The following is an 18,205-nucleotide window of genomic DNA, read 5'->3' on the forward strand; positions in this document are numbered from 1 at the left end:
TCGTCATCATGAAACTCCCTATTCGATCTTCTCTGGCCTTGGTCTGTGCTCTGCTCGCAGGCACTGCGTTCGCCGATGAGAACGCCCGCGTCATCGTCAAGTACCGGAACAGTTCGACCGTGGCGCTGCAAACCGCCAGCTCGCGCGCGACGATTCTCAGCAGCCGCACCGGCGAGAGCGTGTCGACGGCAAGGACGATCGCACCGCGGATGGACGTCGTGCAGGCCAGCAACATCAGTTCGGCAAAACTCGCAGCCCGGCTCGCGGCTCAGGCCGACGTCGAGTACGCAGTGCCCGACCGGATCAAGAAGATCAAATCCACGCCCAACGATCCGCTCTATTCGACCCAGTGGAACCTGCTTTCAGCCCAGCCCGCCGCGATCAACGCCCAAGGCGCCTGGGGCCTGACGACCGGCTCGTCTTCGATCGTCGTCGCGGTCGTCGATACCGGCATCCGCCCGGAGCACCCCGACCTGAAGAACAAGCTGTTTTATACGAGCGGCGGCACGGTCTATGGCTACGATTTCGTATCCGGCACGACTTTCTCGAACGATGGCGACGGGCGCGACTCCGATCCGACCGACCCGGGCGACTATGTGACCAGCGCCGAAGCGGCCACCCAGACCTTCAAAGACGCGAGCTGCACGGCAACCAACAGCTCCTGGCACGGCACCCAGGTCGCATCGATCGTCGCCGCCGAAACCAACAACTCGACCGGGATGGCCGGCGTCGCTCAGGGCAGCATGATCCTGCCGGTTCGCGTGCTCGGAAAATGCGGCGGCTACGACTCGGACATCATCGCCGGGATGCGCTGGGCCGCAGGCCTCGCGGTCTCGGGCGTTCCGACCAACCAGCACCCGGCCAAGATCATCAACATGAGCCTCGGCGGTGTCGCTACTTGCAGCGCGGCTTACCAGGAAGCGATCAGCGAGATCACGAATGCCGGAGTGCTGGTCGTTGCAGCGGCCGGCAACGAGAGCGGGGCAGTCGATGAACCGGCCAACTGCTCGGGCGTGCTCGCGGTCGCGGGCGTCCGTCACAACGGCAGCAAGGTCGGCTACAGCAGCTATGGTGCCGAAGTCGGCATCAGCGCGCCGGCCGGCAACTGCGTCAACACGACCGGCTCCTGCGTCTATCCGATCATCACGGCCAAGAACAGCGGCACGACCAGCGCGGTCAGCAGCACCTACAGCGACTCTTCCGACTATTCGGTCGGCACCAGCTTTGCCTCGCCTCAGGCGGCCGGCGTCGCGGCGCTGATGCTGGCAGGCAATTCCGCGCTGACCCCGACCAAGCTGATCTCGCTGATCAAAACGAGTGCGACCGCCTTCACGACGGATTCGACGCTGAAGAGCTGCAACATCGCCACCGACAGCAACGGCCAGTGCAACTGCACGACGACGACCTGCGGTGCCGGCATGCTCAATGCGCTCGCTGCGGTCACGCTGGCGCTGAAGCCTTCGGCCAGCATCACGACGGTCAGCTCGGCGACGGCCGGAACGGCGCTGACGCTGGACGGCAGCGGCAGCAGCGCTTCCGGCTCGCGGACGATCGCGAGCTACGCGTGGTCGGTCACGTCGGGCAGCGGAATCGTTTCGTCCTTCACGAGCACAGACCAGGCCAAAGCAGTGCTGCTGCCTTCGGCGGCCGGAACGATCACGGTCTCGCTGACCGTGACCGACAGCGAAGGACTGACCGACACGACCAGCACGACTTTCACCGTCGCCGCGGCCAGCACGACGACGGGAGGAACAACGGGCGGAACGACCACGACAACAACCACGACGACTTCGTCGGGCGGCGGTGGCGGCGCGCTCGATCCGCTTGCGCTGATCGCGCTGCTGGGCCTCGCCGGCCTGGGTTGGACGGCAAAGCGCCGCTGAACACGAATCGCCCCAGGGCAGTCGATGAAACTGTTCTGGGGCCAATCCTTGTCTCGGCAGGGTTTGATGTGTTCTGATGCGCTGATCGAATCGATCATGGCTTCAGGATGAGTCTCTTCTTCAAAGTCGCACAGACTGCCCTGCTATGCACCGCCGCGTTCTCGCCCCTGGCTGTGGAGGCAGAGCTTTCCCAGCCCCCAAGCAGAATCCAGGCACCCACGCTCCTCAAGCCGGAGGTCCAAATCCCTGTCCCGGGAAAAACCTTCGTCGGAAATAACCCCGATCCACGCTTCGCTGGCTACCTGAAGGACTGGATAGCGCAGATCGGGCAAAGCAAATTCGAATCCCTTACCCCTGGCGACCAAGGGCAGTCTTTCGTCAGTGCCGAGATCGGCAGGAACGGACAACTCGTCAGACTCAGACTGTTGAGATCATCCGGCAACAGGGTCTTTGACAGCGCAGTTCTCTCAGCCATCAATAGGGCTGCGCCCTTTGCCCCCATTTCCGAAGGCATGGTTCGTGGCACCGAAGTGCTGGTCATCAACCGCGCTTTTTCCTTTGCTCAGCAGGACCAGGCGCTGGCCGATGCGGGAAGCACGGGAGCCAAGGCTGCCCTCTTCGATTCACCTGAATCACACCATCAGCTGGTCTACCTCGGAGCCCCGGATATGAAGCGCTGCGGCATCGCTTATCCGCCCGAATCGCTGAGGGCCGAAGAGACGGGAGTCACCCGATTGCTACTGCTGTTGACACCCGAAGGTGAAGTCCTCGCCGCCAAGGTGGAAATCTCCAGTGGCCATCCACGCCTCGATGAAGCTGCGATCGATTCGTTCGCGCTATGCACGTTTCCTCCGCGGAAGATCGATGGAGTCCCGGTACTTGGCTGGGAGCGACTCGATTACGAATGGCGACTCACCGATTAGTGATCGTCAGTCACCGGCGAGCCGCTACAATCGCGGCTCCTGAATGCGAGGCTATTCCGTGTCCGACCGCCTGAAAGTCCTTCCCCAGTATCTGATCCCGAAACAGGCCTTGACGGTTCTTGCCGGGAAATTCGCCGGCTGGCAGGGTGGGGCGATCACCCATGCGGCAATCCGGCGCTTCGTCGCCCGCTACCGCGTCGAGATGAGCGAAGCAGCGAATCCCGACATCGCGAGCTACGCGAGCTTCAACGATTTCTTCACCCGGGCCCTCAAACCCGGCGCCCGCCCGATCGCCGACAGCCGCTTCATCTGCCCGGTCGACGGCGCGATCAGCCAGTTCGGCGCGATCGAAGCGGGGCGGATCTTCCAGGCCAAGGGCCACCGCTACACGGCGACAGAGCTGCTCGGCGGCGGCGAGGCGCTCGCCAGGCCGTTCGTTGACGGGCAGTTTGCGACGATATACCTGTCGCCGCGCGACTACCACCGCATCCACATGCCGATGGCCGGACGGCTCACGCGGATGATCCATGTGCCGGGTGAGCTGTTCTCGGTCAATCCGCTGACCGCGCGCGGCGTACCCGGACTGTTCGCGCGCAACGAGCGCGTCGTCTGTCTGTTCGACGGGGACTGCGGACCTTTCGCGCTGGTGCTGGTCGGCGCGACGATCGTCGGCAGCATGGCGACCGTCTGGCACGGCGTCGTCAATCCGCCGCGCCCGGGCAGGATCCGCGAATGGAGTTACGAAGGCCGGAACATCGCGCTTGAAAAAGGCCAGGAGATGGGCCGTTTCCTGCTCGGTTCGACCGTCGTGATGCTGTTCCCAAAGGATTCGCTCGCCTTCAACCCCGAGTGGGCCCCCGGCAAGCCGGTCAGACTCGGTACGCCGGCAAGCGTCTGATCTGTCGCCGCAAGCTCAGTAGGGTGGAATCGGAGCGGAGCGACATTCCACCGCTTACGAATGACAGCCTTGTCCTTCAGGCTCTCCGTCGCTGAGTGGTGGCGGATTGCCCCCTTGGGGCGAATCCGCCCTACGGCCGCCCCCACAGGAAGAGAGTGAAGCTACTTCGTGATCGGCGCGTTGCGGCCCGAATACAGGTCGCTCATCCGCTGCGCGGCCTCGTTGACCGAACTCTTCGCGTGCTCGTTGCAGTAGCGCGTCACAAACATCTCGACGGTGCCGTTGGAGACATCGGAAACCTGCTGGGCCTGGCGCGCATAGTTGTGCCCGCTCAGAAAACCCCTGGCCCACGCGATGAAACGCCCGCGCTGCTCGGCATCGTCTTTCGAGCGCGCCCACGCGCTGCAGCTCATGTCATCGAGACCCAGAACCCGGGGCGGAGCCGCTTGAGCCGGGACGGCGGCGAGCAGCGCGAAAGCGGACAGCAGCATCGCGATGGAGCGGGTAATCGACATCCGTAAGCCTCTTCCTGAGCGGCGGCAATACAGCGATTATCCAACAGAGCGCGCGACTGCGCGCGGGAAGCTATTCGCTGTAGCGAAAGGCCTCTTTCCAGAACGCCGCCGGGTAGGCGAGCCGCCCCTGACCGATCGCTTCGGGGATCATGTGGCCAACGCCCGGCAGCACACGGTACTCGTGCTCCAGACCGAGCGAGGAGAGCATCAGACTGAACTCCCTTGTGATGTTCCTGCCGTGGTCATTGCTGAGCCAGTCCTGCTCGCCGACCAGCACGCGCAGCGTGCTTCGCGCCGCGATCGCATCGGCGTTGCGGATCGCCCAGGTCGACGGCTTTTGGGCGTCGAAGAACGCGATCGACGCAGCGCGCCCCGCCGCGTCGGCGGGGCCGAAGGTGTTGGTCAGATAGGCAACGTTCTTCTCATCGCTCCAGTCGATCAACGCGCCGCCCAGCGAGGACGCGGCGCCGAAGGTGTCCGGATACTTGAAGGCGAGGCGCATCGCGCCGAAACCGCCCATCGACCAGCCTTCGAGGCCGCGACCGACAGGGCCGGCGATCGTCCGGTAGCTCGCATCGATGTGCGGAATCAGGTCGCGGATCAGCACCTCTTCGACCGGACCGCTCTCGACGCCCGGCGCCTTGTCGTTCGCATTGACATACCAACCGATTGGCAGGGCCTGGACGAAGACGACGATGGACTCGGGCATCTCGCCGCGCTGCATCGCGGCCTCCATCGCCTTGACCAGAAACCGCCCCTCCCGCTGATTGCCGTTCCCGCCATGCAGGTAGTAGATAACCGGATAGCGCTTACCGGAAGACGCATAGCTCTTCGGCAGGTAGAGCATATAGCTACCGAAGCTGCCTGGTCCGCGGCTGGGGGTTGCGTAGCGATGGTAGCGGGTGCCGGGCGCGGTCTGGGTGATCGGATCGACCCAGGCGGTATCGGGGTCGCGCAACGCCAACGGATCGAAGTGAGCGTCGAAAGCGCCGCCATGCAGGTGCATCGCGAAGTAGCTGACGATCAGCCGGGTTGTGAAGCCCTCCTGAAGCCCCAGGTAATCCCAATCGCGGGGCGTCGGGACCGGCAGCGCGGGCGTCCTGCCCGGGGCGCTCTGGCGCAGGATTCTCGCCTCGTAACCCTTCACCGTCGGCTGGATCACTCCGATGTTCGCGGTGTCGATCCGGTAGCGCTCGGCATTCTTGTCGAGGAAGTCGATCAGCTGGCGCAGCCTGGCTTCACGGCCTTGCGGCGGAACACCGTCGATACTGACGATCGAGTAATGGTAGCCGAGATAGCTCGCGATCGGAGTCGGAAACCGGCCTTGATAGGCGGGCACCGGCGCGGATTTCGCGGCCCGCCCCTCGCGGGGCAGCCAGATGATCACGGGCTGTTTGGTCTGCGGCCGGGCTTCCTGGTAGAAGTCGAAATGGAACGGCCCGCCATCACCTTCCGCATAGCTCTGATCGGGCAGGAAGGTGAATGCCTCGGGAGGCTGGGCCTCGGCTGCGACCGCGCTCAAACCGAAGGCATTGATCAGCAGCGTGGCGGCCAGCAGCAGGAATTTTCTTTTCATGGGGACTCGCGGGTAGCTCAGGCAGGGCGCCGCAGCGCCAAGCATGGGCGACCAGCATACTCAGGACCCCGAAGCGCCGCCCGTTTCAGGTGTAGCGAAATGATTCAACCGGAGCGAGGCCTGTCACCGTCTGAGTTCGCTCAATGAACATCTCAGCGACAAGCCTGCGGCGAAAATACCTTATTGTCATTGACCGGCTTCGCCGCGACAGGGAGGAAGTGCGCCACAGCTTGTCGTGACACCAAACAGCCTCCGCAATCGAGCCGAACCGCTCCGGGAAGAGCACAATCGACGATCCCGCCAAACACGGCAAACAGGCAAACAGGCAAACAGGCGAAGAATTCATACTCCAGGCAGAGAGGAAAAACTCACTTCCACTGTCCTCGCCTGGCACGACGAGCCTTATCCATCGCAGCCCGATAGGAATCCGGCGCATCGGCTGACGCGATGGCAGCACCACTGAGGAGAAGTGCTTCGGCAACATCGATCTGCCCCTTGGTCAGGCACTTCCAGGTAGCGCCACCCGCACTGCAGTTGAGGATTTTGCCGTGCTCGGACAGCCACAGCTCGAACGATTGCCTCTGCCCGGTAGCTATTCCGGAAATCCCCCAGAGAGGCCGAGGAAGATCATCGACGATAGGCCATCCCTGTTCAGAAAGTCCTTGCACTTTCCCACTGATCTATTGACTACGGACGTCTGCGCTTCTGCGTACCTTGCTAGACGGGATGAGCAGGAAGGACTGCGGCGAAAGATCGCCGCGGCACGGTCCGCTGACTTGCAGAACCCTAGCAATCTCAGTATTGAGGCCGGTTCCCTCACGCAACGCAAGCTCTGTTCCTTTCGGAAGCTTGCAGCTCCGACCATTCGGCAGACGCACGGTAAATGGTGAGGAGAGCACACCGCGCCCGTCAAATTGTGCCGGTCCGTTTGCTTCGTTCCGGGGCTTCTCGGCTTGGGTGCTACCCGGCCCCATCCGGACATCGGCAAGGTGGATCACTAACAAAAAGAGCGCAAGAAAGGGCAAAGCTGATGCCAAAAGAATCCAGGGCTTGACCGGAAGGCAACGCTTTCCATCATCGCCGGCCGGTTCAAGGTATTTGAGCCAGGGCTTCTGATGTGCGAGCGAGCGGCGGATCTGCAGCAGTGAAATCCCCTGAACCAGCACGTACGGCAGCGCGAGCGGCATCGCCAATCCCGTCAGCATGTAGCGAAGTTCGCTATTCCGGACCAAGGTCCAGAACAGGTAAGCCCCAACTAAACCGATCATCGCTCCAATAGCAGGAAAACCGATCAGCAAGAGCCACCACCCACGCCTGCTGCTCAGCATCCTGCGCACGCACAGAGCAAATCGCCGCAGACTGCCCAGCGAAACCAAGAGCCCCAGAAGAGGAAGCACGGCACACCACGCTAGCAGCGAGGGAATACTTGCTTGCGCGTCCCGAAAATTTACCCTGCTTCCGACAAAGAACAGCATCAAAGTCAGAATTGCCAGGGCTAGCCCCTGGATCAGGCGCAGAGAGATATTGAGCCTGGCCATCCTGCGGCGCAAAGCAGCACTCGGCCTGAGTACTTCTTCAAGCCCGTTCGCACCAACGAGCTTCGCATAAGTCCCCGGAAGCATGTCATCGCCGGCAACCTGATCCGGCGAAGCTTTCAGCACCAGCAAGGCTTTAACCAGTTCATCGTCCCACCAAGCTGCAGCCCAATGCAGCGCCGCCTTTCCGCCATAGACAGAGGTGACATCCGCTCCAGCCGCAACCAGCCGGGCCAAAATCGGGGCGTAGTCCCGACGCGGCAGATGATTGAAATGAATGGCCTGGAGCGCTGTGAACCAGGCATCGCAATCCGGCTGATCTTTGACGACAAGATTACCGCCTTCGAGATGAATATCCGCCCCCGCAGCGAGCAGAGCCTCAAGCATGGGAAGCATCTCAGGCCCCGCCTTGATGCCGGCAAGCAAGCGGTGCAAAGGCGTAGCACCTAAAGAATCGCTGCGGGTGGCCGATGCGCCGGCCTTGAGCAAGGCATCCATAATTGCGGGATCACGCGCGCTCTGATCACCGTTGAGGCTATTGGGCGCACAGGCCAGGGCCAGGGCGCCGATCTGTTTCCCAGAGATGGGATCGGCTGAGGCACCACGAGCCAACAGAAGTTCGACTGTCGAGCGCCGACGGTAAGAAGCCGCGGCCTCAAGTGCGGACACATTTCCGGGATTGGGTTGGTCGATCTTTGCTCCGTGCTCCAGCATGTATCCGACCGCATCGTCCAAACCATGTCCCGCAGCCCAAACCAGCGGGGTATCAGAGCCTGCCGTGCTGTTGAAGTCGAGCCCCTGAGCAACGAAGACCGGAAGCAGATCCTGACGCCTCCCGCGGATCAGGTCGATCGCTATAGATCCCTGACGAAGCGTCCAGGCCGGAAACAATTCCTTCAGCGACAGCCAGGAAAAGGCCTGGAAGATGCTGATCTTGTCGACTGAACAAGCCTTGTGCACCGGATCGAGACGCTCGACCACACCTAGCCTTTGCAGCCAGATCAGCAGTCGGGAGCCTTCTTGCTGCAGTTGCTCGACGAGTTCCTTCTGGATAGAGGCATCTGCCTCATGCAGTTCATCGGGAGTGAAAAAGAAACGATCACCGAGCTTGATCTGGTTGCGCCCTTCTCCGTGCATCAGGTAGATCAACAAGCTCAAAGCGCTATTCGGGTCAGCGGCGGCCGCAAACCGCGCGAGCGTATCGCTGGCGAACTCACTCTCACCTCTTGCCTGCAAATACATATATAGCGGCTCGTTGGGGTTCTTCAGCGCACCGACGTAATGATCCTTCTCGGCGAGCAGCGCATCGGCAATTTCCTGGATTGTGGAAGCCCTGCGCCCCCCCACCGAGACAAAGGGACGCTCGACGTCCAACGCATAGATCGCCCGGGTCAGACCTGCCTGACGAGACGCCTCATCCCTGTCAAATAGACGCACGATCTTCTGCATCTCGGTCGACAATTCCATATCCTCGCTCAGGTCCAACCACTTCTGGATCGAACCAAGGTAGAGGTAATCGCCCCCTTTCTCCGGATACCTTTCGAGCAGATCCGCCAACTGCGCGGGATCTTCGAAGTACTCGTCGGCACGAAAAGCCCGCCTCTGGTAGACGCGCTGCGTGCTCGTGTAGTCGACATGAAGCGGCTGTCGGTTTATCCACCGCCGCAGCTCGTCGCGACCAAATCGGTCCTTGACCCCAGGGTGGATCAAGCCCTTGATCAGGGTTTCGAGCGACTTGTCGATGTCCAGAGGAAATGGAACCTCCTTGTCCTGGATCTGGGCTAGCCGACGGCCATCCGGCAACCCCTGGAAGGGGCGACCGCCCAGCCAGCACTCGAGCAACGTGATGCCCAAAGCGAAGTAGTCGACCTTCTCGGTCACAAAGGCATCAGTCTGGTTTCCGAAGCGCGAGAGTTCGGGCGCAGCGTATTCCCGTGTTCCGTTCGCGGTGACTCGCACATCCCGGCTCCCCTGCTCGTGCAACGTCGAGATGCCGAAATCCGCCAGAACAGCACGGCTGAGACCAGGATCCGCAAGCAGGATGTTCTCAGGTTTCAGATCCTGATAGATGAGGCCAACCTGATCGTGCAAGTGTTCGAGGCCATCGGCGATGGAACTCACGAGCTTGCGCAACACCTCAACATCGCGAATGGCACCATGGCGACGCAAATATTGGTCCAGGGTTCCGCCTGTGATGTACTCAAGCACTTCGACGTCCTGGGCTTCCACGTGGCCCAGATCGAGAATGCCGACCACATTGCGATGCGGCATGCTCTGCAGCCTGCGCAGCACCACCTGCGGCGCAGGGACTCCAGGCAAATAGTGTTTGATCACGACCTGACGCCCATCTTCGGCGAGGGCGATATAGGTGCGCGCTTCGCTTGTATTTGCCGTCAGCTCGGAGCTGATCCGGTAGGCATGCCCATTCACGGAAAGGGTCTGGCCAACTACAAGCCTGCAGACTATCGATGCCGTCTCGGCGGCGGACGAGCCAGGCTTCAGACTGTCGACATGAACGGTTCCTCCTGCACCTGTCGGCGCGACGAGCACTGTTCCCTTGGGGCCAGTCTCTCCCCCCCGTACTGCAACGCGTTCGGTTCCACCCAACCCTTTGGCATCACCTTGAGGCAGAACTCTGACCGTAGCTCCCGTCCCGTCCGCTCTCTCCGACAACGCAGGCTCGGCGATTCGGACCGTCCCACCAGGTCCTTGAGAGGGAAGGATGCGCACGGTCCCTCCCTGGCCACCTGCTGGCGACGCAGCGACGGGCTCCGGCACGCGGGGGATGTTCATAGTGCCAGGCGTAGGGATGCTGTTCGAGTCTTCGCTGTTCATGGCAGGACTGTCGTCAAAGGACTGGATCGTAAAAACCATCAACGGTATCGGCCGTCACGGTGGAAGAGGGGGTTGAACGCCCGATGTCGGCGATCAGCGCGGAAATATTGTCATAACCACCGGCATCCCTGGCAAGCTGGATGATCGAGCGCAAGGCGGTCTCCCGATCGGCAAGCAGCAGCGCGGCGAGCCGATCGTCGGCAACGAGGTCGTGGACCCCGTCGCTGCAAAGCAGAAAACGGTCTCCAGCCAGAACCCCGCCCTCTATTTCGGCGACCTCGAGCCAACTCTCCCTGCCGCCGCCTAGGGAATTGGTCAACAAATTGGCAGGAAGACTGGCATCGCCTTGAGTCTGGCGGGCAGAGTGGTCACAGGTCAGACGTTCGAGAAGAGCGCCGCGCAGTCGGTAGAGGCGGCTGTCGCCAGCGTGGAAACGCCAAGCCTGGGTGCGCCGAATCAACAACCCAACGACCGTTGTGCCCATTCCTAGGCGCTCGGAGTTGCGCCCCCCCTCGGCAAGCAATTCGGCATGAACGAGCTCGGCCCAGATCCCGATCAGTTCGCGCAGTTCATCGCCATCGAGATCTGCCGGTGCTTTGCCGAGTATTTCGCGGAGTCGGGTGAGGGCGTACTCACTTGCCCATTCTCCAGCGGCAGCACCGCCCATACCATCGGCAACGGCCAGGACCAGCCTTTCGCCGGGCGGATCGAAGACGAATCTCTCGCCGATTCCGGCATCGCGTAGCAGGCGGTCTGCAACGAGGACCATGTCCTCATTGTTCTGGCGCACACAGCCGATGTCGCAGCGGGCATCGATATCGACGATCATTCGAGCTCCACCGCGAGCACGATGTCAGCAAGCGCGAGGGTTGCCCCCTGCTCCAGCCTCTGTTCCTCTCCGGCAACCAGCATGCAACCGTTGTAATAACTGTGGTTGAAGGAATTCATATCCTTGGCAAACCAGCTGCCCTGGGCGTCGCAGCGCAGCTCCAGATGGCTGCTGGATATCTGGACAAAACGCGACAACACTTCGACATGCTGTCCGAAGCGCCGGCCCAGAGTGTCGCCGGACGAGGGAACCAGATCGATACCCAGTTCGCGATTCCTGAGCCTCAGGATGCGGCCCAACGGAACCGCTGCAACTGCGGCTTCCACTGCTACAGGGGCGGGGTTTGCAGAGAACGCAAGGCCTGATGCAGGAGCAGCGGGAAGCACCGATGCAGCCAAGGCGGCTCCCGATGATGAACTCAGTGGCTGCATCGCGGCACCATCGAGCGGACAGCGTTTGCCTTTTCCTATCCGGCCACACTGCGAACAGCGCAGCAGCTCAATGCAACACTGGTCGCAGAAGAAACTGTCATCATCAATCGCTGCTTTGCAGGCGGGACATTGCATCGTAGGGAACTCGCTTTCTCTTGTATGAGAGCCAGGCAATCAAAGGCCGTGGAGGGCCTGGACATCGGCGAGGGTGAGTTCGCGCAGCGCTAACCTCAGCGCATCGTCCTGTAAGCCCAGAGCCGAAACCCGCATCGCACTGGCCCGACAGACCTGATCGAAGACCTGACGCACACTGCGCCCATTGGCAAAATGCTCGTCGCGTCCGTCGTAGAGAACATTCAGATAAGACCGAAGGAGGGGATATGCTTCCTCGGCCAGACTCAGACCGTCGGCAGCAAGCATGCCGGTGAAGATCTGGAGCATCTCCTCGGGCGTGTAGTCGGCGAAATCGATGAAATCAGAAAAGCGAGAACGCAGGCCCGAGTTTGCATTCAGGAAGCTCTGCATCTCGCGGTTATAGCCTGCGGCGATGACGACAAACCGACCCCGATCGTCCTCCATCCTCTTGAGCAGTGTATCGATCGCTTCCTGGCCAAAACTATCGCCTTGCCCCTGCTTGAGCGCATAAGCCTCATCGATGAACAGGACGCCACCCAAGGCTTGGTCGCAGACCGCGTGAACTTGCCTAGCCGTGTGACCGACGTACTGACCCACAAGAGCCCCCCTGTCTGTCTCGATCAAGCGGTCGCTGGGCAGCAAGCCCAGTTCGTGAAATACCCCCGCCAGGATGCGCGCAACGGTAGTCTTGCCGGTACCTGGGTTGCCAGTAAAGATGAAGTGGCGGGCCAGCAGGCGCTTGCTACCAAGCACGCGCTCGCGCAGCAGGGACGCTTCGAGTTCACGCACGGCATCCTTGACTCCCTTCAGGCCAACCAGCTTGTCGAGTCCGGCAAGCGCAGTTCCCTGCTTGCTCGCGCTCTCGGCTCGCACCATCCCGATAGCGACGAGATCGGCAACGGTCAACTCGAGCAACGCCGAACGCAGTTCCTCGCCGCTCAGATTCAGCTCCTGGACTCGACGGCTCTGCGCACGGCAAAGCTTTTCAAACGCCTGCCGCACGGTCCGCCCGTTGGCAAAGCCCGGTTGCCGACGGGCATGAAGTTCCTTGAAGTACGCCTGCAGCGCAGCAGAAAAATCATCCTTAAAATGCACCGAGTCGGCAACAGCCAGAGCGGCAAAGATTCGCCACATCTCTTCCGGCGTGTAGTCGGGGAACTCGATGATGTCGGTAAAGCGGGAGCGCATTCCCGAATTCGAGTCGAGAAAGATCTGCATCTCTTTCGTATAGCCCGCCGCGATCACGACAAACTTACCGCGGTCGTCCTCCATCCGCTTGAGCAAGGTGTCGATCGCTTCCTGACCAAAGCTGTCCTGCCCATCCTTCTTTAGCGCATAGGCCTCGTCGATGAAGAGAACCCCACCCAGCGCATCATCGCAGACTCGCGCAGTCAGCTTCGCGGTATCCCCCTGGTACTGGCCAACCAGATTGCTGCGGTCGACCTCAACGAGCTTATCCGTGGGCAACATACCGAGCGCGTGAAAAACTCGGGCAAGAACCCGGGCCACAGTGGTTTTCCCCGTCCCGGGATTGCCGGTGAACAGGAAGTGCTGAGCAAGCGGCTTGCTCAGCTTGAGCGCCCTGCCGCGCTGCAGGCTTGCCTGCAGATCGCGCACCGCCTCCTTGACATTGCCCAGACCAATCATTGCGTCAAGTTCGGCCATGATCAGATCGAGCGACTCTCCACTACCCGTGCGCACGCCAGGCACATCGGCGGCCTCCAGAGTGGTCAGCGAAGCCATATCAGGCAGACCTTCGCTCTGACGCAAACGTTCAGCTTGGGCTCGTTTGATCCGGGCCAGCAGATTGCGCGCTTCACGACCATTCGCGAAGTCTTTCGTCTTGCGAGCACAGCGATCCTCGAAAAAGGCCAGCACCTGCTCGTGAGCACCTGCCCTCAAACAAAGTTTCTCCTTCTCGGCGAGTTTCTCCAGAATCTCTGTCAGTTCGGTCGGAGTGTAGTCGTTGAGGTGGAATGCGCGCTGAAAACGAGATTGCAATCCGGGATTGCTGTTCAGAAATTCCTGGATTTCGTTGCGATAACCAGCAGCGATCACAACATACTTTCCGCGATCGTCTTCCATGCGCTTCAAAAGCGTGTCAATCGCTTCCTGACCAAAGCTGTCATTGCTTCCCTGCTTGAGCGCATAGGCCTCATCGACAAAGAGGATTCCCCCTATCGCCTGGTCGCAGACTGCGTTGACCTTGGTGGCTGTATGGCCCTGCCACTCGCCGACCAGCTTGCTCCGATCAACCTCGACGACATGGCCGGAGGGCAGGACGCCCAGAGCCTCGAAGACCTCACCGAGCACCCGCGCAATTGTCGTCTTTCCCGTACCAGGATTGCCTGTCAGCGTGAAGTGATAAGCATGCTGACTATCATCGCCGCCACCGATTCCTAGTTTCTGGCGCAAACGCGAAGTCTCGATATCCTTGTGAAGCATGACCACTTCCTGCTTCAAAGAGGTCATACCGACGAATCCATTCAGCTCGGAGAGAATCTCCTCGATCGGCTTACGCCGCTCCACCTCCCCCTGGATGTCGGTCAGCACCAACACACGATCAGTAACTTGGCGGCGGTAATAGGCGCTCTCGATGGCCTTGGCTTCATCGAGAGCGAGGCGACCATTGATCGACCGTATGCTCACATCGCCGCTCTTGATCCGTCGGTACAGCCATCGCATCCGCATCACGATCTGCTCGCGCATCTCGTCATCGAGCGAAAACCCGTGCCGGTACAGCTGTTCAATCGCAATCCGCGCCAGCATCTCAGGATCGTAATCGGGAATCCGGAAGACGTTCTGGATGCGCCCCACCAGATTGCGATGCTCCGCCTTATCGACGAATTCCTTTAGCCCATAAGGCAGTCCAGCAAAGACTACGACCGGATCGCAGGGAGACAACTCAATGCGTTGCATCAGCTGGTTGAAGGGCGGCAGCGGGTCCCCCTTATCGTCGACCAGCTTGTGCGCATTGTCGATCAGCAAGACCCCCCCTTTGGCCGCTTCCATCTGCGACTGCAGGCGCTTGGATTCAAGCTCGTCCGCCTGCAGCGCATTGACAATGACCGGGGCGGCCTGCTTCGTCAGGTTCAGGGAAGCGAAGACCTGAGCGATCAACGCGCCCAACCTCGACTTGGCCGTCCCAGAATCGCCAATGATCAAGGTCGAAAAGGGAAGGCAGGGCTGCAATCCTGCGAGACGCATCCCCTCAATGGTCTGCTCAAACTCGAGAAGAACCTTGCGAATCGAGTCCAGGCCCACCAAACCTCCCAGCAGGGTATCTGCCTTGGGGGCTTCCAGCGCTTTACCGCAGCGCTTACAAAAACGGGCGATATCGCGATTATCGGCATGGCAGGCGGTGCATGAGCTCATGATCTCTACTATTTCGCGTTCAGGTCAGGGCCGTACAGCAGCAATTCAACAAGTTCGCCTAGCTGTCTTCGAACAACCACTCGCCTCCGTCCTGGGGACGGCCACATTCATTCGGGTTATCGTGTACGACATCGAAGGCATGGCAGCGCCAATGGGTTGGAGCGTGGCCCTCGGCCGCAAGTTGGTGCCGTTCGCGCATCAGCGCGCAGCGCGCGGATTGTGCATCCGGAAAACGGCGGTCGCGCGACTTCTCTGCAATCGCCCGAACACGCTCGCGCGCCGCCTTCAAGCGTGCACTCAAACTGAGGCGCTGCGACTGAATTGCCGTCTGGCTTGCAGCCCGCGCAGTCTGTTCAGCAATCTCTTGCCGCTGCGCCTCGACCGCTTTGCGCGCAGCCATCCGTTCAGCTTCGGACGAAGCCTGCTCTGCCTGGCGAGCCAAACTCTCCCGCCGAACAAGAGCTTGCACAGCTTCACGCATCTCGAGGCGCGCTGCAGCCGAGAAGAGGCTCCCCTTCGGGATAGGAGCAGCCAGAGGCGTTTCAGATTCTAGGCGGGCGAGCTCGGAGAGCGTTTCGCGCAGCTCGGCCAGACCTGAAGTGAGAGCTGGATCGGAAGGCGCGGCGAGAACTGCCGCCTGGGCTCGTTCGGACAGGGGCAGGCCACAGCAGGAACAGAAATCGAAAAAGTTCTTTGTCCCGCAGTGAGAGCAGACAAGACCCTGTTGGTTGCAACCGCATTCCTCGCAAAACTGTGCCTCATCCGGAAGCGGGGCATAGCAGAAACGGCATTGTCCATTGAGCAACCAGTGGCCACAGGCCTGGCAGAAGTCACAGCCCTCGGCGGGATGACCACAGCAGGGACAGGCGTCGTCGAGCGCTTGGCCACATTCAATGCAGAACCGCGCCCCCGTTTCGCAGGAAGCCTGACAAAAAGGGCAGTGCAATTGAATTTCTGGATCGGCCTGAACAACTGCCCCGGAAGTCTGGTCGTGCTGCAGACTTTGGCTGGACGAGGGAGCCGGGGCGATCTGCCCTGAGGGCTGTGGCAGAGAACTCATCGTTATCTCGAATAAGCGGTATTCAGCAGCAGAGCCCTGGAAACTGGTCAGCCACATGGACCACCAAGCTGATTGACGCCTACAGTCTATCAGCACTTTTCACCGATTCGGAGAGTACTAAGAGAGGGTTTACTCCGTGCAGATTTCACTCGGAAGGGGCACTCAGGCCCCCCCCAGAAGGACTGGTGAAACCGCTGCTTCATGTACATCAAGGTAAAAGTGGGCCGCACATGATTAGGAGGAATGCGCCAGAGTAGTGGCAGTCAATTTTTGCAAATTTCGCGATCGTTCTGCGCAATCCCGCACTCCGGGCCTGAAAGAGTTTTGGCACTATGGGTCGCTTGCCACTCCAGGTCACGCGGACCCGACCGATGAATGCCGAACGCGGACGGCTGACTTTTGCGATCCTGCTCTCGCTGCAGCTTCACGCGCTGCTGCTGAGCCTCATCTTCGCAGGCCAGGGAATCGGGCTGCCCGGCTTCGCCTTTCCGTGGCAGAAGCGCTGGGCGCTGGCGCCCGATCTGCGGGTGATGCTGATGCGCAGCGCGGCGGCAGCCCCGAGTGCAGGCATTGGCTCGCCCCCGGCGCCGCAGACACGGACGAATCTTGAACCCGCCGCGCCCCCCGCTGACGGGGCGATGAGCGGCGAGGCCGTCCCCGCACCGGCGCCGATTACACAGGTCGCGGTGATCGCGCTGGAGCGCGCCGAAGAACCCGCGTTTCTCGTTCCGCCCCCTCCGCCGACCACGATCGCGCCGCGTGCCGGGCAGACCAAGACGCTGCAGCCGCGCAATGAAGCCGAAGCCCGCCGCGCCGAAGCCGAGCAAATGGAGATCGTCGTCGAGGAAGACGACAAGCTCGCGCGGCAACAGCAAGCCCAGCAGCTTGAAGCCGAGCGGATCGAAGCTGAGCGCCGCGAAGCCGCACGGCAAGCCACAGCAAGGCTCGAAGAGCAGAAGCGGGAGGAAGCCCGCCAAGCCACGATTCGGGCCGAAGCCGCGCGATTGGAAGCAGAGCGCATCGAGATCGCTCGTCTGGCCGAAGCCAGGCGCGAAGCGCAAAGGCAGGAGGAGGCACGGCTTGCCGCAACCCGTGTCGAAGCAGCACGGCGTGAGGCCGAAAGAGTCGAAGCCGAACGACTGAGCGCACTCCGTGCCAAGGCGGTCGAGGCCGAGCGCCGCGAAACCGCACGACTGGCCAGCGCGAAGCTCGCTGAACAGAAGCGGGAGGAGGCCCTTCAGGCTGCCGCCCAGGCCGAGGCGGCACGACGGGAAGCGGAGCGCCGCGAAACCGAAGCTCTGGCTACAGCGAAACTCGAAGCACAAAGGCAGCAAGCAAGACTCGCCGCAGCCCGCGCTGAAGCGGATCGGCTCGCCGCCGAACGCCGCGAAGCCGCCCGCTCGGCCGCAGCAAAACTCGAAGCTCAGAAGCGGGAGGAAGCCCGTCAGACCGCGGCCAGACTCGATGTAGAAAAACTTGAAGCCGAACGCCGCGAAACCGCGCGTCTGGCTGCGGCTAAACTCGAAGCTCTGAAAAGGGAGGAGCGGGAAGAGGACGAGCGGCGCATCGCGCGAAGGCAGGCCATGGGCCGCCAGCTCGACGAGGAGGCCGCACGCGCGAGACTGCCCCTGAGCCTGAGCACCGCGCGCCGCGTCCGGCTATGGGGGCGCAGCGACCCCAATATCGAACTCGTCGAGTACGCCGAAGCTTGGGCGCGGCGAATCCAGCTCAACACGCCGGTCGAGACGGTCAGCAAGATCGCGAAGCAGCCGCACACCCACCCGATGGTGACCGTCGCGCTGCGCAGCGACGGTTCGGTGGAGTCGATCAATTTCGTCATCTCCAGCGGCGTCGCGGACATCGACGAAGCGATACGCCGCATCGTGCTCAGCCACGCTCCCTATCCGGCTTTTCCGCCCGGGCTGTCCCGCCAGTACGACGTGATCGAGATCCGCCGGACCTGGCAGTTCGACAGCGCGGTGCGGCTGTACTGAGAGCCCCGCGTCGCTCAGGCAGAGCTCGGTAGCGCTCGTTTTTCCAGTCCCGACCGAAAATTGTTCCGTCCATCGTCGGCAAATTTGTGGGGGGCAATATATTGTTCGGCATCAAGCGCTCGGCCGCCTGGGCGCGGAGAATTGCCTCCGACAGGAAGACGCCCGCAAAATCGGCTTCAACAGAACCGGCGAGCCTGGTGCAAGCCAAACAGGCCA

The 18,205-nt window shown here is 61.5% G+C and carries 11 protein-coding genes; 4 read left to right on the top strand and 7 right to left on the bottom strand.

Annotated features, from left to right (window positions below; genetic code table 11):
- The first annotated feature begins 8 nt into the window (after nt 1–8).
- The 3 genes from ACHFB9_RS17985 (at nt 9) to asd (ending at nt 3,704) form a co-directional block, all read left to right on the top strand.
- Nucleotides 9–1,883, top strand: coding sequence for a S8 family peptidase (locus tag ACHFB9_RS17985; RefSeq protein ID WP_417068892.1), 1,875 nt, complete (start codon nt 9–11; stop codon nt 1,881–1,883).
- Between the two features lie 107 nt (nt 1,884–1,990).
- Complete coding sequence (locus tag ACHFB9_RS17990; protein ID WP_417068893.1) at nt 1,991–2,806, top strand: energy transducer TonB; 816 nt, start codon at nt 1,991–1,993, stop codon at nt 2,804–2,806.
- Nucleotides 2,807–2,864: 58 nt separating this feature from the next.
- On the top strand, nt 2,865–3,704 hold the full coding sequence (asd, locus tag ACHFB9_RS17995; RefSeq protein WP_417068894.1) for an archaetidylserine decarboxylase: 840 nt from the start codon (nt 2,865–2,867) through the stop codon (nt 3,702–3,704).
- A gap of 161 nt (nt 3,705–3,865) precedes the next feature.
- On the opposite strand, the gene ACHFB9_RS18000 is transcribed toward asd, so the two are convergent.
- The 7 genes from ACHFB9_RS18000 to ACHFB9_RS18030 form a co-directional block, all read right to left on the bottom strand.
- Nucleotides 3,866–4,219 (bottom strand): hypothetical protein, encoded by a 354-nt coding sequence (locus tag ACHFB9_RS18000; protein ID WP_417068895.1) that lies wholly within the window; start codon nt 4,217–4,219, stop codon nt 3,866–3,868.
- A 70-nt stretch (nt 4,220–4,289) separates the two neighbouring features.
- Nucleotides 4,290–5,795: an alpha/beta hydrolase gene (locus ACHFB9_RS18005; RefSeq protein ID WP_417068896.1), complete on the bottom strand. Its 1,506-nt coding sequence runs from the start codon at nt 5,793–5,795 to the stop codon at nt 4,290–4,292.
- A gap of 680 nt (nt 5,796–6,475) precedes the next feature.
- Nucleotides 6,476–9,880, bottom strand: a complete 3,405-nt coding sequence (locus ACHFB9_RS18010) for a protein kinase domain-containing protein (RefSeq protein ID WP_417068897.1) — start codon at nt 9,878–9,880, stop codon at nt 6,476–6,478.
- A gap of 298 nt (nt 9,881–10,178) precedes the next feature.
- On the bottom strand, nt 10,179–10,994 hold the full coding sequence (locus ACHFB9_RS18015) for a PP2C family protein-serine/threonine phosphatase (protein WP_417068898.1): 816 nt from the start codon (nt 10,992–10,994) through the stop codon (nt 10,179–10,181).
- The gene (locus tag ACHFB9_RS18020; RefSeq protein WP_417068899.1) at nt 10,991–11,293 is read right to left on the bottom strand and encodes an FHA domain-containing protein; all 303 of its coding nucleotides are present in this window, start codon (nt 11,291–11,293) and stop codon (nt 10,991–10,993) included. The genes ACHFB9_RS18015 and ACHFB9_RS18020 overlap by 4 nt, the downstream gene beginning before the upstream one ends.
- Nucleotides 11,294–11,599: 306 nt before the next feature.
- Nucleotides 11,600–14,935: an AAA family ATPase gene (locus tag ACHFB9_RS18025; RefSeq protein WP_417068900.1), complete on the bottom strand. Its 3,336-nt coding sequence runs from the start codon at nt 14,933–14,935 to the stop codon at nt 11,600–11,602.
- A gap of 58 nt (nt 14,936–14,993) precedes the next feature.
- Complete coding sequence (locus ACHFB9_RS18030; RefSeq protein WP_417068901.1) at nt 14,994–16,052, bottom strand: hypothetical protein; 1,059 nt, start codon at nt 16,050–16,052, stop codon at nt 14,994–14,996.
- 314 nt (nt 16,053–16,366) lie between these two features.
- Here ACHFB9_RS18030 and ACHFB9_RS18035 point away from each other — a divergent pair, with 314 nt between their 5' ends.
- Nucleotides 16,367–17,989, top strand: a complete 1,623-nt coding sequence (locus ACHFB9_RS18035) for a TonB C-terminal domain-containing protein (RefSeq protein WP_417068902.1) — start codon at nt 16,367–16,369, stop codon at nt 17,987–17,989.
- Nucleotides 17,990–18,205: the final 216 nt, after the last annotated feature.

It is taken from the genome of Niveibacterium terrae (genome assembly GCF_048213115.1).
In the GTDB taxonomy this organism is placed as follows: domain Bacteria; phylum Pseudomonadota; class Gammaproteobacteria; order Burkholderiales; family Rhodocyclaceae; genus Niveibacterium; species Niveibacterium terrae.